15 protein-coding genes and 1 riboswitch are annotated in these 21,803 nt (G+C 40.2%); of the genes, 8 read left to right on the top strand and 7 right to left on the bottom strand.

Annotation, left to right across the window (positions count from 1 at the left end):
- Positions 1-7: 7 nt before the first annotated feature.
- On the bottom strand, positions 8-3,361 hold the full coding sequence (locus tag HX021_RS05455; RefSeq protein ID WP_286589040.1) for a UvrD-helicase domain-containing protein: 3,354 nt from the start codon (positions 3,359-3,361) through the stop codon (positions 8-10).
- Between the two features lie 336 nt (positions 3,362-3,697).
- Here HX021_RS05455 and HX021_RS05450 point away from each other — a divergent pair, with 336 nt between their 5' ends.
- The 5 genes from HX021_RS05450 to HX021_RS05430 all read left to right on the top strand — a co-directional run bounded on the left by HX021_RS05450 (position 3,698) and on the right by HX021_RS05430 (position 10,356).
- Positions 3,698-4,222: a 30S ribosomal protein S16 gene (locus HX021_RS05450; protein WP_286589038.1), complete on the top strand. Its 525-nt coding sequence runs from the start codon at positions 3,698-3,700 to the stop codon at positions 4,220-4,222.
- A gap of 122 nt (positions 4,223-4,344) precedes the next feature.
- On the top strand, positions 4,345-4,869 hold the full coding sequence (gene rimM / locus HX021_RS05445; RefSeq protein ID WP_286589037.1) for a ribosome maturation factor RimM: 525 nt from the start codon (positions 4,345-4,347) through the stop codon (positions 4,867-4,869).
- Between the two features lie 101 nt (positions 4,870-4,970).
- Positions 4,971-5,822, top strand: a complete 852-nt coding sequence (locus HX021_RS05440) for a hypothetical protein (protein WP_286589035.1) — start codon at positions 4,971-4,973, stop codon at positions 5,820-5,822.
- A gap of 101 nt (positions 5,823-5,923) precedes the next feature.
- A riboswitch (SAM riboswitch) is annotated at positions 5,924-6,026 on the top strand.
- 70 nt (positions 6,027-6,096) lie between these two features.
- Complete coding sequence (gene metF, locus HX021_RS05435) at positions 6,097-7,053, top strand: methylenetetrahydrofolate reductase [NAD(P)H] (RefSeq protein WP_286589033.1); 957 nt, start codon at positions 6,097-6,099, stop codon at positions 7,051-7,053.
- 273 nt (positions 7,054-7,326) lie between these two features.
- A complete protein-coding gene (locus HX021_RS05430) occupies positions 7,327-10,356 on the top strand; it encodes a glycosyltransferase family 117 protein (RefSeq protein ID WP_286589030.1) in 3,030 nt (1,009 codons plus the stop codon).
- Positions 10,357-10,496: 140 nt separating this feature from the next.
- On the opposite strand, the gene HX021_RS05425 is transcribed toward HX021_RS05430, so the two are convergent.
- The 5 genes from HX021_RS05425 to HX021_RS05405 all read right to left on the bottom strand — a co-directional run bounded on the left by HX021_RS05425 (position 10,497) and on the right by HX021_RS05405 (position 16,118).
- A complete protein-coding gene (locus HX021_RS05425) occupies positions 10,497-11,162 on the bottom strand; it encodes an OmpW/AlkL family protein (RefSeq protein WP_286589028.1) in 666 nt (221 codons plus the stop codon).
- Positions 11,163-11,460: 298 nt separating this feature from the next.
- Positions 11,461-13,131, bottom strand: a complete 1,671-nt coding sequence (locus HX021_RS05420) for a glutamine--tRNA ligase/YqeY domain fusion protein (RefSeq protein WP_286589026.1) — start codon at positions 13,129-13,131, stop codon at positions 11,461-11,463.
- A gap of 165 nt (positions 13,132-13,296) precedes the next feature.
- Positions 13,297-13,944 (bottom strand): carbonic anhydrase, encoded by a 648-nt coding sequence (locus tag HX021_RS05415; protein WP_286589024.1) that lies wholly within the window; start codon positions 13,942-13,944, stop codon positions 13,297-13,299.
- Positions 13,945-14,037: 93 nt separating this feature from the next.
- Positions 14,038-15,573, bottom strand: coding sequence for a SulP family inorganic anion transporter (locus tag HX021_RS05410; protein WP_286589022.1), 1,536 nt, complete (start codon positions 15,571-15,573; stop codon positions 14,038-14,040).
- 233 nt (positions 15,574-15,806) lie between these two features.
- Entirely contained in the window at positions 15,807-16,118 is a 312-nt protein-coding gene (locus tag HX021_RS05405) for a hypothetical protein (RefSeq protein WP_286589021.1), read from the bottom strand.
- A 193-nt stretch (positions 16,119-16,311) separates the two neighbouring features.
- Between HX021_RS05405 and HX021_RS05400 the strand changes: the two genes are divergently transcribed.
- From HX021_RS05400 to HX021_RS05390, 3 genes are all read left to right on the top strand, one after another.
- Positions 16,312-17,853: a helicase HerA-like domain-containing protein gene (locus HX021_RS05400; RefSeq protein ID WP_286589019.1), complete on the top strand. Its 1,542-nt coding sequence runs from the start codon at positions 16,312-16,314 to the stop codon at positions 17,851-17,853.
- Positions 17,854-17,987: 134 nt separating this feature from the next.
- The gene (locus HX021_RS05395; RefSeq protein WP_286589017.1) at positions 17,988-18,899 is read left to right on the top strand and encodes a nucleotidyltransferase family protein; all 912 of its coding nucleotides are present in this window, start codon (positions 17,988-17,990) and stop codon (positions 18,897-18,899) included.
- Positions 18,900-19,083: 184 nt separating this feature from the next.
- Entirely contained in the window at positions 19,084-19,761 is a 678-nt protein-coding gene (locus HX021_RS05390; RefSeq protein WP_286589015.1) for a TIGR02117 family protein, read from the top strand.
- 108 nt (positions 19,762-19,869) lie between these two features.
- Here the strand turns inward: HX021_RS05390 and dnaK are convergent, their stop codons facing one another.
- Positions 19,870-21,774, bottom strand: a complete 1,905-nt coding sequence (gene dnaK, locus HX021_RS05385) for a molecular chaperone DnaK (protein ID WP_286589014.1) — start codon at positions 21,772-21,774, stop codon at positions 19,870-19,872.
- Positions 21,775-21,803: the final 29 nt, after the last annotated feature.

Below are 21,803 nucleotides of genomic sequence, written 5' to 3'. Positions count from 1 at the left end.
CGTGATTTTATTTTACTTCGATTAACTGATTGGACTTTGCGTAATAGAGGTAGGCTTTAACATGACTATAACCAAGATTCTCCAAGTTCTTTTTATAGTTGTCTACCTGATATTTATGACCGATATAATCTGTTTGCGTGAATTTGAAATCTAGTACAATAGTTTCTGCTGTCGATGTGAACACTTTGTCCGGTCGGATCGTCTCACCTGTGGAAGTAATAATACTGGCTTCATTCCAGATTTTATATGCCCCGCTTGTGAGCCAGTGATGGATCGTGGGATGATGCCATATCTGGTTGATCTCTTGCATCAAGAAAGGTTCATCCGCCTTGGATAGAATACCCTCCTGAATAAATTGACGTACTAATTTAGGGATATCCTCCTGTTTGGAGATCTGTGACATGATTTCATGGGCCAATATGCCATATTGTGCTGCCTTCTCGAGCAGCATCACATCATTGATGGAACGAGTGCTAGACTTTTCCAGGGCCATCTCCAACTCCTTGGAGATGGGATAATGATGAAGTGATATGATATGATCTTCTTGCATTTGATAGGTTTGCTGTTCGATAATTTGATCGATAAAGATATGAGCATCTTCCAGCACAAAAGGAGATTCAGGGGAATTCAGGACCTGATAAAGTAGATCACTGATATACTCGTTCCTGACATCATAACCAGTTATTTCGCCAGTTTTTTTATCGACAGTTTCTTTGAAGGACGGTGCAGTAATATAAAGATGTTCTACCGCACGTGTTGTTGCGACATAAAAAGTGTTGAGAGCATCCATATAGTTGAATAACATTTCTTCAAAGTATTGCTTGTAGAATACAGATTTTCCGACTGTAGAGGTATATTTTATGGGGATCTTTCCCAATTGTGCAAAGGGAGTATTGGCTGTTTCGATCCAAAAGTCACCATTAATCATTCCGTCCAGATCCCATGAGCAGAATGGAAGCATGACTACATCATAGGCCAACCCTTTTGATTTGTGTATGGTGGTTACTTCGATGGCATTGATTTCCCCATTCGAAGGGAGCACTGCTCGGTTGCCATCTTCCTCCCAAAAATCCAAAAACTGAATAATTCCTCGTTCGCCATTCGTTGAAAATGTTGCAATGATATCCTTAAATGCCAAAAGATAAGGCAGATGGATATTATGTGCCGACGTGAAACCATATATTTCGATGAGTTTTTCGATCAGATGTACTAAAGGTTGTTTTTGCCAAGTTTCCCAAGAATCGAGCAAGGCCTGGGGTAGAAAATCCTTCAGCGCATGGATATTGTTTGAGGCAAATGCCAACCAAGCGGTCTGATCGACACTATTTTGCTGTATGGTCTGATATAAATAGACCATTTTTGCTTTATGTATACTGTGTTTGTCCGAATTATAAACTAGCGCCTTTAATGTTTCTATCAATAAAAGAACAGCGTCGTTGCTCGCTAATGATAGTGCGTCCCCAGATATGACTTCAAAAGAGAGCTGTTGTTCCTTTTTGAAATCCATCAATTTTTGGATGACCAATTTTGCCTGTGCATTACTGCGTACAAGAATACCGATCTGTCGGGCCTGATACCGTCCCGAATCCAGCCATTCGTTGATTTTCTGACACAAGAGAAGTAATGATTCATCGATAACCTGATTTCTTCTGTAGCGCCCATCTGATACGGGGATATAAGATATTTCTATAGATCCCAGTTTGTTATGATTATCTTGTTTGTGTGGTGGAATATCCTGTTTACTGTTTTCATAAGCTTTGATAAGCATAGTATCATTGCCGGAGTTGGTCCACCAACTCTTACCATTTTCATCTAAACTTTCGTATACCTTTTCATTGAGTATCTGTTGCAAACGTAGGGGAATACTGCTGAACAGATAATTGTTTAAACTGATGATGTTTGGAAGGCTTCGAAAATTGGTGTCAAGGCTTCCGTTTTCAATAAAAGTGGTTCTGGCGCTTTCATCGAGATGAAAGGTATGTCCGATTTGTTGTTCGACCTGTTGAAGCAATATGCGCCAGTCTCCATTTCTCCACCGATAGATACTCTGTTTAACATCTCCGACGATCAGATGTTCGCTGACTGTGCCATTGGCGTCTGCGAGTGCATTGATAAGTAAAGGACTGTAATTTTTCCATTGAATACGAGAAGTGTCCTGAAATTCGTCGAATAAAAAATAATTGAAACGGTTACCTATTTTTTCCCAAATGAATGTCGGGTCATTGTTCTCGTCTAAGCCCAGCTTATTTAGTAAGATTTGTGAATCCGATATTAATTGAGCGCCATTGTCTTTACGCCACTGCGTCAATAGGTCACTCATCTCCTTAAGCAAACGTAAGTAATACAGATTGTTCTGTACAGCCTGATAGGCAATATATGCCGATAGGTTGTCCTGTAAGGATTGAAAAGACTGCAGGATAGGGGCAAGAGCAGCGATTAGATCATAGCGTATATTTTTGTCACTGTCTGTATAAGCCTCCTCGTTGTCGATCAATTGCACATATCTTTCCAAAGTCTTGGCTATCTCCGAAGCGCTTAATTTTTCGACTTTCTTACTGGTTTTACTGGCAGCGATGATTTTATTGCGTGATTTGCCTTTAAGCTCATGTTCCGTAATATTAAATTTTTTGAAGGTTTCACTGAAGGTTTCGATCGCCAATGCGAGTGCTTCAGTAAAAGATTTTATCTTTTGTTCTATTTCTTGATTTAAGAGATTGAAAACCTCCTTTGGGTTTGCTGAGTTGATATACCCGTCAAACTCCTGAAAATTTTCAGAAAAAATCAAGCTAGCAAGCCCCATTAACTGCTGCCGGTAGTTCCAGTTTTCATTTTTTGCGATCTTTTTCTCTGCATAGGCAATGATCCAGTCTAGCAGGTCAGGTCGCTCATCAAGTAGTTGATTGAGCATGATGGTCAAATCGTTTTTCACCTTATTGACATTCATCTCGATTTTATAGGCGGCATCAAGATTGAGCTCATAGGTAAAAGCGCGGATGACTTTCTGTGAAAAACCATCAATTGTACTAATTGTAAAGTGGCTATAATCATGGAGGATGCGCCGATAGACACGGTAAGACTTTTCTTGGATAAGATAGGGGGACCAGTCAGGTTGTTGCAGTAGCAATAATTTTCTGAAATCTTCAATTTTAGGATTAGGGTCTCCAGTTGCTAGGCCTTGAAGTACGAAGAGTATCCTTTCCTTCATCTCCGCAGTCGCCTTGTTGGTGAACGTTACAGCCAGTATCTCTTTGTAGCTATTTTCATTGGAAAGTAACAAGGTCAGATAGTGTAATGTTAAGCTAAAGGTTTTTCCTGAACCAGCCGAAGCTTTAAGAATTTTTAATGGCGCAACAGATTTCATAGAATGAAGGTAGAAAGTAAAAAGTGAATTGACAAAAAATTTAGTTTACCAGCCTATATTTCATCTTCAGGATCCTACTATAAGCTATTCCATCTCTTAGGCCTATAATCATTTTGATCAGAGGGCCGCTTGGTCTCACTTTATTTGCCGTTAATGATTAAGGGTAAAAAACTACATATGATACCGAACTGACACGAATGGCAAATGCTGTTTTTTTCTGAAGATGAGTTAATAAGCATTTTTTTGTTTTCATTTTTTCTTTTTAATACTTATCTTTGCGTCCCCTCTAGCATGAAGCTCGGGGGATATGTTGAATACATAAAATAAAATTAAAAAATGGCAACTAAAATCAGATTGCAAAGACATGGTAAAAAAGGACGTCCTTTTTACCATGTAGTCGTAGCGGATTCTCGCGCTCCACGTGATGGTAAATTCATCGAACGTATCGGTTCTTACAATCCAAACACTAATCCAGCAACTATCGTTTTGGATTTTGAAAAAGCTTTGGATTGGATGAATAAGGGAGCTCAACCAACTGACACAGCTCGTGCTATCCTTTCTTACAAAGGCGTTCTTTACAAAAAACACCTTCAAGGTGGTGTGAAAAAAGGTGCTTTTGATGAGGCTGCTGCTGAAGCTAAATTTACAGCTTGGACTGAAGCTCAAGAAGCTCGAATCACTGGTAAAAAAGATGGTCTAGCGCAGACAAAAGCTGAAGCTAAAAAAGCTGCTCTAGCTGCTGAAGCTAAGAAAAAAGAAGAAAAAGCTGCTGCTGTAGCTGCTAAAAATGCTCCTGTAGCGGAAGAAGAACCTGCTGCTGAAGAGACTGAAGCTCCTGCATCAGAAGAAACTGAAGGTTAATTCTTTCATAAAGTATTCGAAAAAGCCGACTCAATCCTGAGCCGGCTTTTTTTACTCACTGTCGGGTACTTTAAAAAGTAAAATTAGAAAATATCCTATTACGAATATCTCAATACTAAAATATGACTATTGATCAAAGCTTTTACATCGGTTATATCAGTAAAACAAGAGGCCTGAAAGGAGAAATGCAGGTGTTTTTTGAATTTGAAGACTACGAGGGCTTAGATATGGATGTCGTTTTTTTGGAAATGAACAAAAAGCTCGTGCCGTATTTTGTAGATACCATAAAACTGCAAAAAAATAGTACGGCCTATGTTACATTCGAAGATGTGGATCATATTGATAAAGCACAGGCACTGGTGCGCAAAAAAATCTACCTTCCTAATGATAAAATGCCAGAACGTGATCCGGATGACTTTCGATATACAGACTTAATCGGTTTTCTGGTCATCGATGAAAATCATGGTGAATTGGGGGAAATTATTGATGTACAGGAATTTCCGCAGCAATTTGTTGCTACAGTTGATATGGAAGGCAAAGAGTTGATGTTTCCACTGTCGGATGACCTGATATTGGGTATCGATGGCGAAGAAGAGGTTATCGAGGTCGAGCTGCCAGAAGGTCTGGTGGATCTGTACAAAGAGTAATCTCATATTGGTGGATTCAAACAAATAGTACACTTTATTGGCTTAATTTTTTATCTTGGTTTTAGATTACTGAGATTCTTGACTGCTATAACTTGACTATTTTGAAATCAATATTGCTACTCATTTCAATAGTATGCTTGTCGGCCTGTTCTTTCTTAGGAGAAAGGAAAGCATTTCCGGTAGGGAATTACCAAGTCATCTGTGGCTATACAGATGAGGTTTATCTTAGGACGAGAGAAGAGAAACCACAGGATGCCGAACCGGATACATATTGTGATAATCCGTATTATCATCGCTCTTTTCTTGCCTTGCGTGATCAGGAGAAATTTGTGCTGGCCATTGATGATATTTTGCTTCATGGTACCTATCGATTTGAGAACGGCAGGATCGAGCTAAAAGATCCGGAAAAAGGTTCTCTTTCATTGGAGATCATTCAGGTCAAACAGGACTTCGTTCAACTAAAAGGTGTTTTTTCATCTTTCAACTCTGCTCATGTACCCAATACAGAACCTCTTTATATCAATCTAGTTTTAGATAAGACCCCTTTACGCGAAACGCCAAGTAAATTTGACCATGAAGTCAATATGTGGCGTAATATTCCCATACGCGCTGAAACGGAACGGGAAGTGAAGTCCCGTGTACTGAATTTTTTGGACTATTCAATTGCCTATTTCCAGCATATTTCAAACGCTGGCATTCATCGTGATTATAAAATGGATGCGATTGAATCTCCGATTATCTATGCTGAGAATGGGATTTTTTTAAAAGAATGGGACGATGTTCCTAACGCGTGGAAAGAGCTGTTTTATAATAAAGAAAATGCTGCTGTCGCCTATAAATACCTTTTGGACGGATTTAAAGGAGGACAAAAAGAAAAGTATCAGGTGACGGGGCTTCTCCTTATCACATTTCATTTAAAAAATCTACGTACCAGCCTGGCGGCCCAAGAATAGTTCTGCTAAAAACATCAAAGTCTCTTTATTGCGGGACATGTTATTTTTAGATTTTCGTAAAAATATTTTTGTCTTTTGGTTTTTTAAAACGATATTAGCAACGCTTATAGAGAAAGGCCGAGGGACTAGACCCAATGAAGCCTTAGCAACCTGTATTGTTCAAGGTGCTAAATTCTACCCTGCTCCATGTGGGAAAGATAAGTTACATGTAGATAGACAAAGCCTCGACTTGTGCGTTTCGATGTAAGCCAACCAAACTAAAAACAGTTTTTTAATGAAGATTACCGATCATATCCAGAATGCAAAAGGAAAAACATTATTTTCTTTTGAGCTATTGCCTCCTGCCAAGGGACAGGGTATCCAAAGTATTTTTAAAACCATGGATGAGCTGATGGAATTTAATCCTCCCTTTATTGATGTGACTTACCATCGTGAGGATTATATCTACAAGGAGCATGCAAGTGGATTATTAGAACGAGTCTCCTACCGCAAACGTCCCGGAACAGTAGCGATATGCGCTGCTATCATGAATAAATATAAAGTGGATGCGGTTCCACATTTGATCTGTGGAGGATTTACCAAGGAAGAAACCGAAAATGCATTGATTGACCTGAACTTTCTGGGTATTGATAATGTCTTGGTATTACGCGGTGATGCCCGCAAAGGTGATGCGGATTTTATTCCCACAGAAGGAGGGCATTCCTTTGCCACAGACCTATTGGAACAGGTCACTGATATGAACAAAGGAAAGTATCTCCATGAAGATATCGTGACATCAGAAAAAACGGATTTTTGTATAGGTGTGGCTGGTTATCCTGAGAAACATTTCGAATCCCCTAATTTTAATACGGACTTTAAGTATCTCAAACAGAAGGTCGATATGGGCGCTGAGTTTATCGTGACCCAGATGTTCTTTAATGTGGAGAAATATAAAGAGTTTGTCACAAAATGCAGAGATAATGGAATCCATGTTCCTATTATCCCTGGACTTAAACCTTTAACAACAAAAAAGCAATTGGTAACCTTGCCAAGGATTTTCCATTTGGATATTCCCGAAGAATTGAGTGATGCCGTTGCCGCATGTAAGACCAATGCTGAGGTACGGCAGGTCGGAGAGGAGTGGCTGGTACAACAATGCCAGGAGCTGATCAAGTTTGGCGCACCAGTCTTACATTTTTACACGATGAGTAATCCTGGCCCTACGAAAAAGATTGTTGAAAAATTAGCTTAAGACGATAAAAGACGGGGTAAAAAGCCCCCGTCTTTTATCGTCCATTTACTGACCAGGAGAAGCTTGTGCACCTATAACACCTCCCGCTGATAAGACCACATAACTTCGCTTTTCATAAAGGCATCCGCTCCCTTTCTCCTAATATCCATCGGCTTTAAAGAGCATATTTCTAGTCTTAGGGCCATGTTAAATAGTGTTAATTAACATGATCAAATCAATATAACTGCTTAATTTAAAATGTTTAAAAAAAATTAAACATAAACCTATTGACTTATGACATATAGTAGATTAAACTCTCTTATTGGCTTGATATGCGGGCTTGTCGCTACTTTAGTTTATGTGGCTACAGTAGAAAAAACGGTAAGTTGGTGGGATTGTGGTGAATTTATTGCCTGTGCGTATAAATTGGAAGTGGCACACCAACCGGGAGCTCCGCTGTTTCTTCTTATTCAGAATATATTTTCCAATTTCGCTATGGCTAATCCTGAACGGGTTGCCTACTGGATGAATATCGGTTCAGCAATTTGCAGTGGTCTTACAGTTACCTTCCTGTTTTGGACGATAACAGCAATCGCCAGGAAGATTGTCAGCAAGCAAAAACAAGTTCCATTATCGGCTTATCTCCAGATCTTTGGGGCTGGTGTAGTTGGCGCTATGGCATTTGGCTTCAGCGACACATTTTGGTATTCGGCTGTAGAGTCCGAAGTATATGCAATGTCTTCATTGTGTACAGCCGTTGTTTTTTGGGCAATTCTAAAATGGGAAGTACGTGCGGATGAAGAAGGAAGCGACCGTTGGCTGGTTTTTATTGCCTTCGTTATGGGGCTTTCGATAGGAGTCCATCTATTGAATCTTTTGGCAATCCCAGCTATAGCAATGGTTGTCTATTTTAGAAAAACAACCAAAATAAATGTTAAAGGCACTATAAAGGCCTTTGCATTAGGTGTGTTGATCCTGGGGGCAGTTCTGTGGGGGATTATTCAATGGTTGGTCGGCATAGCTTCCAAAGTAGATCTTTTATTTGTGAACTCTTTAGGGTTAGGGTTTGGTTCTGGAATATTGTTTTTATGCCTCATATTGGTCGGTGCAATTGTTTATGGCTTATTTTATTCTTATAAAAAGCAAAAATATACACTCAATACAGCCTTATTGGTCTTTTGTTTTATTCTATTTGGTTATAGCTCTTATACCATGGTCATGATTCGAGGTAAAGCGAATCCTTCCTTGAATAATAATGCGCCAGATAATGTGTTTTCTTTTTTAGGATACCTGGGACGGGAGCAGTATATCCGCGAACCGCTGCTCAAAGGTCCCTATTATGATTCACAGGTAGTTGGAGTGGAAAGTAGGACTAGTTATAGAAAAGATGAATCCACCTATACACCGTTCACACAGGTGGATAGGTACAAATTTGATAAAGAGACCTTCTTCCCGCGTATATATAGCCAAGATGAAAATCATCAAGCTTATTATAGAAATTATCTCAACCTACAAGAAGGTCAACAACCACGGTTCTCGGATAATTTTAAATTCTTCTTCAATTTTCAGCTGGGAGAGATGTATACCCGTTATTTCTTGTGGAACTTTGTGGGCCGGCAGAATGATAAGCAGGGATATGGAACTTATAGCGAGGGTAACTGGTTATCTGGGATTAAAGCAATGGATAATTGGCGCCTAGGTGGCCAAGATAAACTTTCGCCTTCACAAGAGCATGATCCGAGCCGGAATACTTATTTTTTCTTGCCTTTATTGCTGGGAATAGCCGGTGCAATTTGGTTGTATAGAAACAATAAACCTTATACGGTTGTATTAACCTTGCTTTTTGTCTTTACAGGAATAGCGATCGTTGTTTATCTCAACCAGACACCAATGCAACCGCGCGAACGGGATTATGCCTACGTGGGCTCTTTTTATACTTTTGCGATCTGGGTCGGTTTGGGAACAATTGCACTCGTTCGGTTCCTTCAGCGTTTTGCTCGGACCCGCTATGCCTTGGCGACAGGTTTATCATTTGCTTTATTGAGTGGACCAATTATTTTAGTTCATCAGAATTGGGACGATCATAACCGTTCTGAAAAATCATTGGCGAGAGATGTGGCGCTTAATTACCTCGAAGCCTGCGCCCCAAATGCGATCTTATTTACTTATGGTGATCACGATACATTCCCTTTGTGGTATTTACAGGAAGTGGAAGGGGTGCGCCCAGATGTTCGTATTGTCGTTTTAAGTTACCTTACTGGGGACTGGTATATGCAACAGGCTAAGCAACCAACATATCAAGCAGCAGGTCTACCAGTAATGATCCCCGCTGAAAAAACGAAAAAAGGAGTTCGTGATTATATTCCTTTTGTGGATAGACAACTTGATAAAGCGGTCGATATACAGCAGTTATTACAGTTTGTCACTTCGGATGATCCCGAATATAAAGTTCAATTGAATTCAGGGGATATGGAAAACTATTTTCCATCCAAGCGAGTCCAATTGCGCGTTGATAAAGATGAGGTCGTTAAGAAAAAGGCTGTTCCGGCTTATCTGCAGAACGCTATTGTGTCTACCATGGAATGGGAGATCCCGAATGATCATCTGACCAGGGCAGATTTAACCTTGTTATCCGTGCTTGAAAATAACCATTGGGAGAGGCCTGTATACTTTTCAAATATGCTTCCGAGCGATATTAAACTGGGATTGGATAAATATTTGGTCAATGAAGGTTTTACCTCTCGATTGATGCCTATTGCTACTGCAGACAAGTCGATGGGAAAATTAAGTGAACAGGCATCATTGATTAATATTGAAGCTCTATATAACAATATTATGCATACGTATCATTGGGGTAATATGAAGCATGCTCAATATTTGGATACAGACTCTTTCCGTTTTGCAGGCATGTATGCCCGGGACATCTTTGGAAAAGCTGCACGACTGCTCTTAGCGAATGGTCAGGTCAAACAGGCTGGGGAGGTAGCAAAAAAAGCATATGATCAATTGCCGGATCGGGTATATGCCATGTCAGATGCAATCAACCATGTCGATATTATCGATAGTCTGTATCGGTCGGGCCAACAGCAGCTGGCTAATAACATGGTGGACCGCAATCTCGACTATGTTGCTGAACAGATGGAATACCTCCATCAGTTAGTGACAGATAAGAAAAACTTGAGCTTCGAATGGAATGATATTCAGATTGGATTAGACTCTGTCGATCGTTATCGAGCTATTCTATTGGAAACGAAGGATACCAAAAGGTTTGCACGTGTCGAGGGCATGAGGCAGCAGTATCAAAATTGGTATGGTATAGAATAAATAGTCTTCCGGATGAATTTTATTAATGGAGCTTTGGAAGAATCTGACAAATGAGCCATTGATCAGGAAAATCAGATGAGGCCCCTTCCACATATAGGAAGGGGCCTCGATACATATAGGATAGGAAAATGAGCCAAATATTAGAATCTCATGCCGATTCCAAAACCCAGCAGAAAAGGATTGATGTCGACTTTTGCGGGAATGGATAAGTTAGGAGCAAGGTTTGATGCGTCAACATTGACATCTGTTTGTAAGAGAATGTATTTGGCATCTAAATTCAGGAAATACTTGTCAGATAATTTAAAATCGACTCCCAATTGAGTCGCAAAACCGAATGCATTATCGTATTGCACATTTTTTACTGTTGATCCTGCATCTACATTGTAGAATATGGTGTAATTTATCCCAGCGCCAACATATGGTTTTATAGGACCGTCTGGGAAAAAATGATATTGTGCTGTCAGTGTCGGAGGCAATAGCCATACGCTGCCCAGGTCCACGTTTGAGGATGAGCTACCGCCAATTGCCGTTAGATCTGAACCCCTGGTATGGACTTTATGTTTTGTCGTTCCTAAAATAAGTTCAGCCGCAATGTTTTTTGTAAAAAAGTAAGTGAAGTCCAGTTCAGGAATAAACTTCGAGTTGATGTTGATATTGCCGCCAATGGTATTGATGGTGGCCGATTCGGTGGGCATGACCGCTACACCTCTGAGTCTCATTTGCCAGCGCTGGCTGGGGATAGTTTGAGCTTGTAGGCTTAAGGCGCCTAGGGTAAGTGTGAGTGCAATTAAAAATAACTTTTTCATATTATGAAGGGTATTTGTATAGCATAAAACTAGAGGTAATACCCTCGCAAAAGAGTGACGATAACAACTGGATAAATGAATGAGACAATATGATGCCGAAAGTAAATGCAGTAACTTTATAACTTATGCTTTTTTTGAAATAGAATGGGGGCAGGGTAGATTCCGGATATGGATTTTTGCTGAGGCTGAAAGGGTGTTAATACGGCAAGATTGGCGGTGTCGAGCAGATGACAATATCCATTTTCTATATAAAAAAGGCCGGAACTGATTCCGGCCTTTTTTATATAGAAAATAATGTTTAAGCGTTCTTTTTCACCTCTTTTCCCCAAGAGTCTTTTAATGTGACTGTACGGTTAAATACAAGATGTGCGGGCGTGGAGTGTGTATCCAAGGTGAAGTATCCTAAACGGATAAACTGATACCCTTTCCCAGGCACGGCATTGGCCAAGTCTGGTTCAATATAAGCACGTTCTATCACCTGTAAGCTTTTAGGATTTATGGATGCTTTAAAATCCTCTGCTATTGCAGGGTTTTCATCATTGAATAATCTGTCATATAACCTCACTTCAGCTTCTTTGGCATGCGGAACAGAGATCCAGTGAATCGTTCCTTTTACTTTCAATCCTGAAGTGTCCTCCCCAGATTTGGAATTTGGAACATAGGTACAGTGTACTTCTGTTACTTTTCCATTTTCATCTTTCACAAAGTCATGACAGGTTACGATGTAAGCATGTTTCAGACGTACTGAAAGTCCAGGGCCCAGGCGAAAGAATTTTTTTGGAGCATCTTCCATAAAGTCCTCGCGTTCGATCCAAAGTTCTTTTGAAAATGGAATAGAACGTGAGCCTTCACCACCTTCTACTTCAGGGTTATTCTCGCCGACTAGTTCCTCCACTTGTCCATCCGGATAGTTGGTGATCACGAGCTTTATCGGGTCAAGCACAGCCATTCTGCGCCAGGCAGTTTTATTGAGGTCCTCTCGGATACAGAACTCCAAAAGACTGACATCAATCATGTTTTCACGCTTTTGAACGCCGATCTTATCGCAAAAATTCCGAATACTGGCCGGTGTGTAACCTCTTCTTCTTAGCCCAGAGATTGTTGGCATGCGTGGATCATCCCAGCTTTCAACAAATTTTTCATTAACCAGTTGCAGCAATTTACGCTTGCTCATGACCGTATAAGTCATATTTAAGCGGGCAAATTCATATTGTTTTGACGGGAAAATTTCCAGTTTGTCAATGCACCAGTCGTAAAGAGGACGATGCGGGATAAACTCTAATGTGCAGATCGAATGGGTGATTTTTTCAATAGAATCCGATTGCCCGTGCGCAAAGTCATACATGGGATAAATACACCATTGGTCACCTGTCCTGTGATGATGTGCATGTTTAATACGATATAACAGCGGATCACGCATATGCATGTTCGGGCTGGCTAAATCTATTTTAGCACGAAGTACTTTTTCTCCATCTTTATATTTTCCTGCACGCATATCTGCGAATAGGACTAAATTTTCTTCTACAGTCCGATCGCGATATGGCGTCGGAATACCAGGTTCAGTGGGCGTTCCCTTGGCTGCAGCAATCTCCTCTGCTGTACTGTCATCGACATATGCCAGTCCTTTTTTTATGAGGGAAACGGCATAATTGTATAGGGTCTCAAAATAATCTGAAGTATATAATTCCTCTGCCCACTGGAATCCAAGCCATTGAATATCTTTTTTGATACTTTCAACATACTCAGTGTCCTCGGTGACAGGGTTCGTGTCATCAAAGCGGAGATTAGTCTTGCCGTTGTACTGCTGTGCTAATCCAAAATTCAAGCAGATGGATTTGGCGTGACCAATGTGGAGGTAACCATTTGGCTCAGGAGGAAAACGTGTCAATACACGTCCGCCATGTTTTCCTGTACGAAGATCTTCTTCGACAATTTCCTCGATAAAATTTAATGACTTTTCTTCACTCATAATACAAAGTTAATTATTAGAAGTGAGATATTAGCTAGGAGAGTGGAGATATCAGTCTGGAAAAGACAATGGCAGTACGAAAAAAAAGTCTATATGCCCCTAATTAGTAAATGTAAACCGAAATAAAAAAGGGACAGCTAGCTGTCCCTTTTTACCGATTTGTTACTATTTGAAAGCGAACACCTTTCCAAGGGATTCGTTATTTGTAAATGTGCAACCCTGATCGATCAGCTCGCCTGTACCGATGTTGATCACCATTCCATGGACAGCAAGTGCCTGCCCATTTTTCCATGCATTTTGAATAATTGAGGTGGTACAAAGATTAAATACCTGCTCATGAACATTGAGCTCCACGAGGCGGTCGGCTTTTTTCTCTGGATCTTGGATGCTATCGATCTCAGCACTATGCAAGCGATAAACATCTTTGATATGGCTTAGCCAGTTGTCAATAATGCCATATTGGGTACGGCTCAAAGAAGCGGCCACGCCACCACATCCGTAATGTCCCGCAACAATGATTTGTTTTACTTTTAATACATTGACCGCATAATCCAGTACACTAAGTAAGCTCATGTCAGAGTGAACAACCATATTGGCAATGTTACGGTGAACGAAAACCTCTCCGGGTTTTGTACCCGTCAGCTCATTGGCCGGTACACGGCTATCTGCACAACCTATCCAAAGAATTTCAGGATTTTGACCTTTAGCAAGTTGTTGGAAACGTCCTGTTGAGTCATTTTTTACAAACTCCATCCATTCTTGATTTCCTTTAATGATATTGTCAAATCCTATTTTTAAATCTTTATTTTCCATATTTATTTGTTTCACTTTTGCCACTAAGGCTATTTTTTCAATTTCCTAATTATATAATACAAATGTCTAAATAAATTGTTCATGTGAAACAATTTATTTTTTATATACGACCTGTAAAAGCTCTATTTCTTTGCCTTTACTTTTCGCATTCTGTTCAAAGTCCTTGATCACTTCAATGACATCTTTGTCGATAAATTTGCTAAATGTCCCGTCTATACGTATTTTACTTACAGATTTTGGCAAACTATACAATTTCTGTTGGATAGGAACTTTATTCAAAAACGAGACTTCTTCTGCCAGTGTAATGACGGCCTTGTCCTCCTCTTCTTCCCTTTCTATGTTATATTTAAAAGCATTTTTCATGTTGGCTTTTAGAATATAAAATGTTGCCACCACGATGCCAATGCCAACACCCATCAGTAGGTCAGTACATACAATCGCTACAATCGTAACAAAAAATGGGATAAACTGGTCCAAGCCTTTCTTATACATGGATGTAAATAAACTTGGTTTAGCCAGCTTATAACCCGTATGCAATAGAATCGCAGCTAGGCAGGCCAGTGGGATCATATTCAATAAGCTTGGAATTGCTAACATTGCTGCAAGCAGCCAAATACCATGTAGGATAGCCGATTGCCTTGTCTTACCACCAGCATTGACATTTGCTGAAGATCTCACGATCACAGAGGTCAGGGGTAAGCCACCTAAAAGCCCGCTGGTCATATTACCAATTCCCTGAGCCATGAGCTCACGATTGGTCGGTGTGTTGCGCTTGTATGGATCGATCTTATCAACAGCTTCAATACTCAACAAGGTCTCCAGACTGGCAATAATGGCGATGGTGAATGCAACGATCCAAACCTCCTTATTGATTACCTGTGTAAAGTCCGGTAAGGTAAATAATCCTGTAAACTCTGTGAATGATCCGACAATTGGAACCAGCACAAACTGTTTGTCGTGCAGCTGGAAGGAAGAACCATTAAAGAGATAGGCCAAAGCTACACCTACGATAACCACAACCAAAGGAGCAGGAACTTTATTGAGCTTGGGAATAGAAGGCCAGAATATTAGAATTGCCAAGGACAATGCGCAGATAATCAATGCCCCAAAGTTAATGGCGGAAGCCATGGTGTCAAAATAAGCACCAATACCATGTCCGTTGTCCAATTCAAAAGCATGGGTTTCCATCATGCCTAAAGCTAAGGGGATCTGTTTCATAATAATCGTAATACCAATCGCTGCCAGCATGCCTACAATCACAGCTGAAGGAAAATAGTTTCCGATCATACCAGCTTTAAGTATGCCTAAAATAACCTGTATCACGCCAGCAATGACAACGGCGAGTAAAAATGTTTCATAAGCCCCAAGGCTCTGAATAGCGCCCAAGACAATTACGGTAAGACCAGCAGCTGGTCCACTTACACTGAGTGGTGATTTGCTGATTGAAGCGACAACAGTTCCTCCAATTACACCAGTCAATAATCCTGCAAACAATGGCGCACCGGAGGCCATTGCAATTCCCAAACATAATGGAAGTGCCACCAAAAACACCACAACACTAGCAGGGAAGTCATATTTTAAGTCTCTTTTCGAAAGTTTCAGAAAAGCAGACGTACGAGTTCCAAACATAAAATTTGTGTTTATCTGTAAATAAAATTTTCATGAAGTCTCCAGACCCAACACTAATGTATTGAGCTCGAATATATCGGATCAGCGCTTCAGTACAATCGGATTAGTCAAGTCATACCGATTAAAAGCCTTGCTGTCTATAATGGACGGAGCATTCTGAAAAATCAATAAGAACCGCACATGCTGGATACAGCATGGGGATAAATGGGTTACATCCCAAAGGGATGTATTTATTAACAGTTAGGAGGCGGTGTTGGAACCGTAGGATGAAAAGCTAAAATGCTTTTCTCATTTTTAAGATAGTTCTTTTGTTTTCCTTGGTTCTCAACGAGAATAGTTTCGAATACAATAGATTCATCTGTTTTTGTATTGAAGAATTTTGAGGCAGTTTCAAGGGTGTCACTGCTTGCGCCATTATTGTTTTCAATCTCAAGCTGTAAAACAATTTGTAAGATTGTATTTTGGTCTAAACTGTCAGAAAAAATAGGCGATATAGAGATGGCCATCTTTGTGAAAAAGATGAGTGCACATAAAAATGCAGCCATGAATCTAAATCTCTTATTTAACATTTTTTATTACCTTTAATCGTATTGTTTTATCATCGTAAAAATAGTAATTCTATGTTAAATTCAAATTAATAGTGCATAAAAAATGAATTTTGGCACGAAATTGTGACGGAAAGATTATTTTTTACAGGGTTTCAATTGAGTATACAAACACAAATATTAAGCCTTTTTTATGGCAAATAAAGAACAATTTATCGAAAAGGTCCAAGCTTCTTATAACCCCAAAGGGGCATTTATATACTTGGGGGCCGGTATCCTGGATGGAGAGATTTTAGCTGAGGCAAAAGTGAACTTAGCTTTGAAAATGATGAACCGACATGGTCTGATTGCTGGAGCCACAGGCACGGGTAAGACCCGAACACTCCAGTTGATTGCCGAACAGCTGTCAGATGCCGCTGTACCCGTATTTATGTTGGATGTAAAAGGGGATCTTTCAGGACTGGCTATGCCGGGGACAACAAATCAAGCGCTGACCGACCGTGGAAATGCTGTTGGTATACCGTTTGAACCAGCAAGCTTCCCGGTCGAACTCTTTTCATTGTCGGGAAACAAGGGGATTCCGATGCGCATTACTGTCGAGGATTTTGGACCTGTCTTACTCGGAAGGATTCTGGAACTCAATGAGACACAGACCGGTGTTTTGGCAGCTATGTTCAAATATGCACAGGACAATCAAATGCCTTTGATTGATTTTACGGATACAAAAAAACTGCTGACCTATCTGTCGGACGGGCCCGGAAGTGAAGAGATTAAAAATGATTATGGTAAAATAAGTTCAGCGAGTTCTGGAACAATTCTCCGTAAAATTGTTGCTTTGGAGCAGCAGGGACTGGCACACATCTTTGGCGAGAAAGAGTTTGATATCAATGATTTGTTCCAGAAGGTCGATGGCCGGGGCATGATTAGTTTACTGAACATCTCTGATGTGCAGGATCAGCCGGTATTGTATTCTACTTTTTTATTGAGTTTACTTGCCCAATTATTTAAAAATATGCCCGAGGTAGGAGATCTTGATAAACCGAAATTGGTGTTTTTCTTTGATGAAGCCCATCTTCTTTTTAATGGTGCATCGAAAGCATTCCTGTCTCAAGTAGATCAGATCATACGTCTTATCCGTTCTAAAGGTATTGGGGTATTCTTCTGTACACAATCGCCTACTGATATTCCCGAATCGGTATTGGCACAATTGGGGAACCGTGTGCAGCATGCCTTGCGTGCCTTTACTCCCAATGATGCTGAAAATCTGAAAAAAACAGTAAAAACCTATCCGAAATCCGATTTTTATGAGATTGATCAAATCTTAACTTCGCTAGGTACAGGTCAGGCATTAATTACCGTACTGAATGATAAAGGGATTCCGACAGAGGTGGTCGCAACTCATTTAGTTCCTGCACGTGCAGTGATGGGACCTGCAGATGAGGCAACAGTCAAGCAGATTATTGATCAGTCCGATTTAAACGCAAAGTATCACGAAAGACAGGAAAACCGTTCTGCAGCGGAGATCGTTGATGAGAAAATGCAGGTCGTTGCACAGGAGCAGCAACGTGCAGCAGCAGAAAAAGAAGCTGCTAAAGCAAGTAGACCGACTTCGAGAAGACAGACCCCCTTGGAGGCGGCCCAGCGAACAGCGACCACAACTTTAGCCAGGGAAGGAGCCAAGTTCTTAGGGAAATTGGCAACAGGATTATTAAATGCATTTTTGAAGAAGAAATAACGCTGATTTTTTTGAAATATTTTCGTAGGTCAGAGCCTTTCCAACGTGGAGAGAAAGGCCTATATATTTGCTTTTACAGGCAAATTTAGCTAAGTTTGAGGACGAAAAGAAAGTTCTATTAATACAATTTAAATATGAGTAAACCAACCCTTTTGATTTTGGCAGCAGGAATGGCTAGCCGGTATGGTTCTTTAAAACAAGTAGATGGTTTTGGCCCACACGGCGAGACAATTATTGACTATTCAATCTATGATGCCATTCGTGCAGGATTTGGAAAAGTTGTATTCATTATCCGTGAAGAATTCCTGGATAAAATGAAAGCAGTGTTTGATGAAAAGTTGAAAGGTAAGATCGAAGTGGACTACGCATTTCAGGATTTCGATTTAACAAAATTTGGCGTCAATCATGTCATTGAAAGAACAAAACCTTGGGGTACCGCACATGCCGTGATGAGTGCTAAGGATAAAGTGAATGAACCTTTCTGTGTCATCAATGCGGATGATTTCTATGGCTCGGACTCCTTTCAAAAAATGGCCGAATTTTTAACGACTGAAGTTTCAGATCAACAAATGTCCTTGATGGGCTTCCAGGTAGGAAATACCATGTCTGACTACGGTTATGTATCACGTGGTGTATGTGAAGTCAGCCCTTCGGGACACATGGAAAGTGTAACGGAACGTACAAATATATATTATAAAGGTGAAGGCGATAGCCGTAAAATCGTATACGAAGAAAATGGTGTGGAGCATGATTTGGATCCACAGACCCGTGTTTCGATGAACTTCTGGGGCTTTACGCCAAAGATATTTGATGTCGCACAGACGATGTTTCCTGCTTTTGTTGAAGAAAATAAGGAGAATGTAAAAGCAGAGTTCTTTATCCCTTCTGTTCCAGATTATATGGTAAAACATAAAATGGCTGATTTCAAAGTCATCCCTACCTCATCCAAATGGTTTGGAGTTACTTACAAAGAAGACAAGCCCATTGTGCAAGAATCAATCTCTAAATTGGTTGCAGATGGTGTGTATCCAGAGAAGTTATTTTAAGAGCTAGAAGAAATAGCTTATATTAAACCTGTATTGTAAGCAATACAGGTTTTTTTTATGTTTATAAATCTGGAATAGAGATCATGGATCGATGTCAATGTCTTTATGCCATTATATATGGGGCTGTGGGTGGAGATATCCGGCTAAAGTTAGCTTGAAAATGTCCGTCAATAATCGTTTAAAGATGAAAAAAGTAGCGAAGATGTTCGGTTATATTATTTTGGGATTTTTAGGTTTTTGTGTGCTTTATATTGTTGCCGAATATATACTATCGAGAATTCCGGTCTCTGGCAGGGAGACAATTTCTGATAGAACAGTACAGGTATATGTGAAATCCAATGGGGTTCATACCGATATTATATTGCCTGTCATCCATGAAGAGATGGATTGGACGCACCTGTTTCCTTATACAAACACGGTAGGAAAAAAATCGGGATACCAGTATGTTGGTATTGGTTGGGGAGATAAAGGTTTTTATTTAGATACACCAGAATGGAAGGATCTAAAGGCATCCACGGCCTTGGTGGCTGCATTTGGATTGGGTGAGTCTGCTATCCACGTAACATATTATAACTTTATGCAAGAAAATGAATTGTGCTTTGGGTATAAAATCAGTCCGCAACAGTACAAAGAACTAGTGAAGTATATCCGCGATTCTTTAGATTGGAAGGACGGAAGGACAGTTTTGGTAGATACCGATGCGCAATATGATGATTCAGATGCCTTTTATGAGGCCAAAGGATCCTATAGCTTATTCTATTCATGTAATACTTGGACCAATACTGCCTTGAAGCATGCGGGTATGCCAGCTGGCATTTGGGCGATATTAGACAAAGGCATAATGAGCCATTATCGGAAATAGTGGTACATATTAGGATCTTCTCAAAGAAATAGATCGCTATATGTCCCATAAATAAAAAAGCTCCGAGCAGAGAACGCTCGGAGCTTTTTTATTTATCAGGAGGGATGATTATTTTACTTCTTCGTAATCTACGTCAGTTACATCATCACCACCTTGGTTTCCACCTTGTGCTTGACCAGCATCTCCTTGGGGTTGTTGCGCACCACCTTGAGAAGCCGCATACATTTCTTCAGAAGCTGCATTCCAAGCATTTTGCAATTCAGCAGAAGCTGCATCGATTTCTGCGAAGTTTTTGGCTTCATATGCAGATTTCAATTTAGTCAGTCCAGCTTCAATAGGAGCCTTTTTGTCTGCAGAGATTTTATCACCATATTCTTTCAATTGTTTTTCAGTTGAGAAGATCAAGGCGTCAGCTGCATTTACTTTGTCAGCTTCTTCTTTCATTTTTTTGTCAGCATCAGCATTTGCCTCAGCTTCCTCTTTCATGCGTTTGATTTCATCATCTGACAAACCTGAAGAAGCTTCAATACGGATGTTTTGCTCTTTACCGGTTGCTTTATCTTTTGCAGATACTTTGATGATCCCGTTGGCATCAATATCGAAAGTAACTTCGATTTGAGGAACTCCACGCGGTGCAGGTGGGATGTCGTTCAAATGGAAACGGCCGATTGTACGGTTTTGGCTTGCCATTGGACGCTCACCTTGTAAGATGTGGATTTCCACAGATGGTTGGTTGTCAGAAGCAGTAGAGAATGTTTCCGATTTTTTGGTCGGGATTGTCGTATTTGCTTCGATTAATTTAGTCATTACACCACCCATTGTTTCGATACCCAATGAAAGTGGAGTTACATCCAATAATAAAACGTCTTTTACTTCACCTGTCAATACACCACCTTGGATTGCAGCTCCCAAAGCAACAACTTCGTCAGGGTTTACACCTTTAGAAGGTTCTTTTCCGAAGAAAGCTTTTACTGCGTCAACGATTGCAGGGATACGAGTAGAACCACCGACTAAAATAATCTCGTCGATATCTGATTTGCTGAAACCAGCATTTTTCAATGCAGATTCACAAGGGGCAATTGTTCTTTTGATCAAGTCAGCTGCCAGAGCCTCAAATTTAGCACGTGATAATGTACGAACTAAGTGTTTTGGACCTGTTGCATCTGCCGTGATGTATGGTAAGTTGATTTCAGTAGAAGTTGCGCTCGATAATTCAATTTTCGCCTTTTCAGCAGCTTCTTTCAAACGTTGCAATGCCATTGGATCTTTTTTCAAGTCAAAGCCATTGTTTTCGTTTTTGAATTCTTCATTCAACCAGTTGATGATTACATTATCAAAGTCATCACCACCTAAGTGTGTATCACCGTCAGTAGATTTTACTTCAAATACACCATCACCCAACTCCAGAACAGAAACATCATGTGTACCACCACCACAGTCAAAAACAACGATTTTCATGTCTTTGTGTGCTTTGTCCAAACCGTAAGCTAAAGCAGCAGCAGTAGGTTCGTTGATGATACGTTTCACAGATAAACCAGCGATTTCACCTGCTTCTTTTGTTGCTTGACGTTGTGCATCGTTGAAGTATGCAGGTACTGTGATCACAGCTTCAGTGACTTCTTGACCTAAGAAATCCTCCGCAGTTTTCTTCATTTTTTGAAGGATCATTGCAGAGATCTCTTGCGGAGTATATTTACGGTCATCGATTTCTACGCGTGGTGTATTGTTATCACCTTTAACGATTTTGTAGGGTACATGCTCAGCTTCTTTTACAGCCTCATCATATGAAAGTCCCATGAAACGTTTAATAGAATAGATCGTTTTATGTGGATTGGTGATTGCCTGACGTTTTGCTGGATCGCCAACTTTACGTTCACCACCTTCGACGAAAGCTACAATTGAAGGCGTTGTACGCTTACCTTCGTTATTTGTAATTACTACAGGCTCGTTACCTTCCATTACGGCGACACATGAGTTTGTAGTACCTAAGTCAATTCCTATAATTTTAGACATATCTTGTATTTTAATTTTTTACTTAAATA

This window comes from Sphingobacterium sp. N143, from assembly GCF_030325625.1.
Taxonomy (GTDB): domain Bacteria; phylum Bacteroidota; class Bacteroidia; order Sphingobacteriales; family Sphingobacteriaceae; genus Sphingobacterium.
The sequence above is the reverse complement of the archived record's forward strand: the minus strand, read 5'-3'. Positions and strand labels throughout refer to the sequence as shown.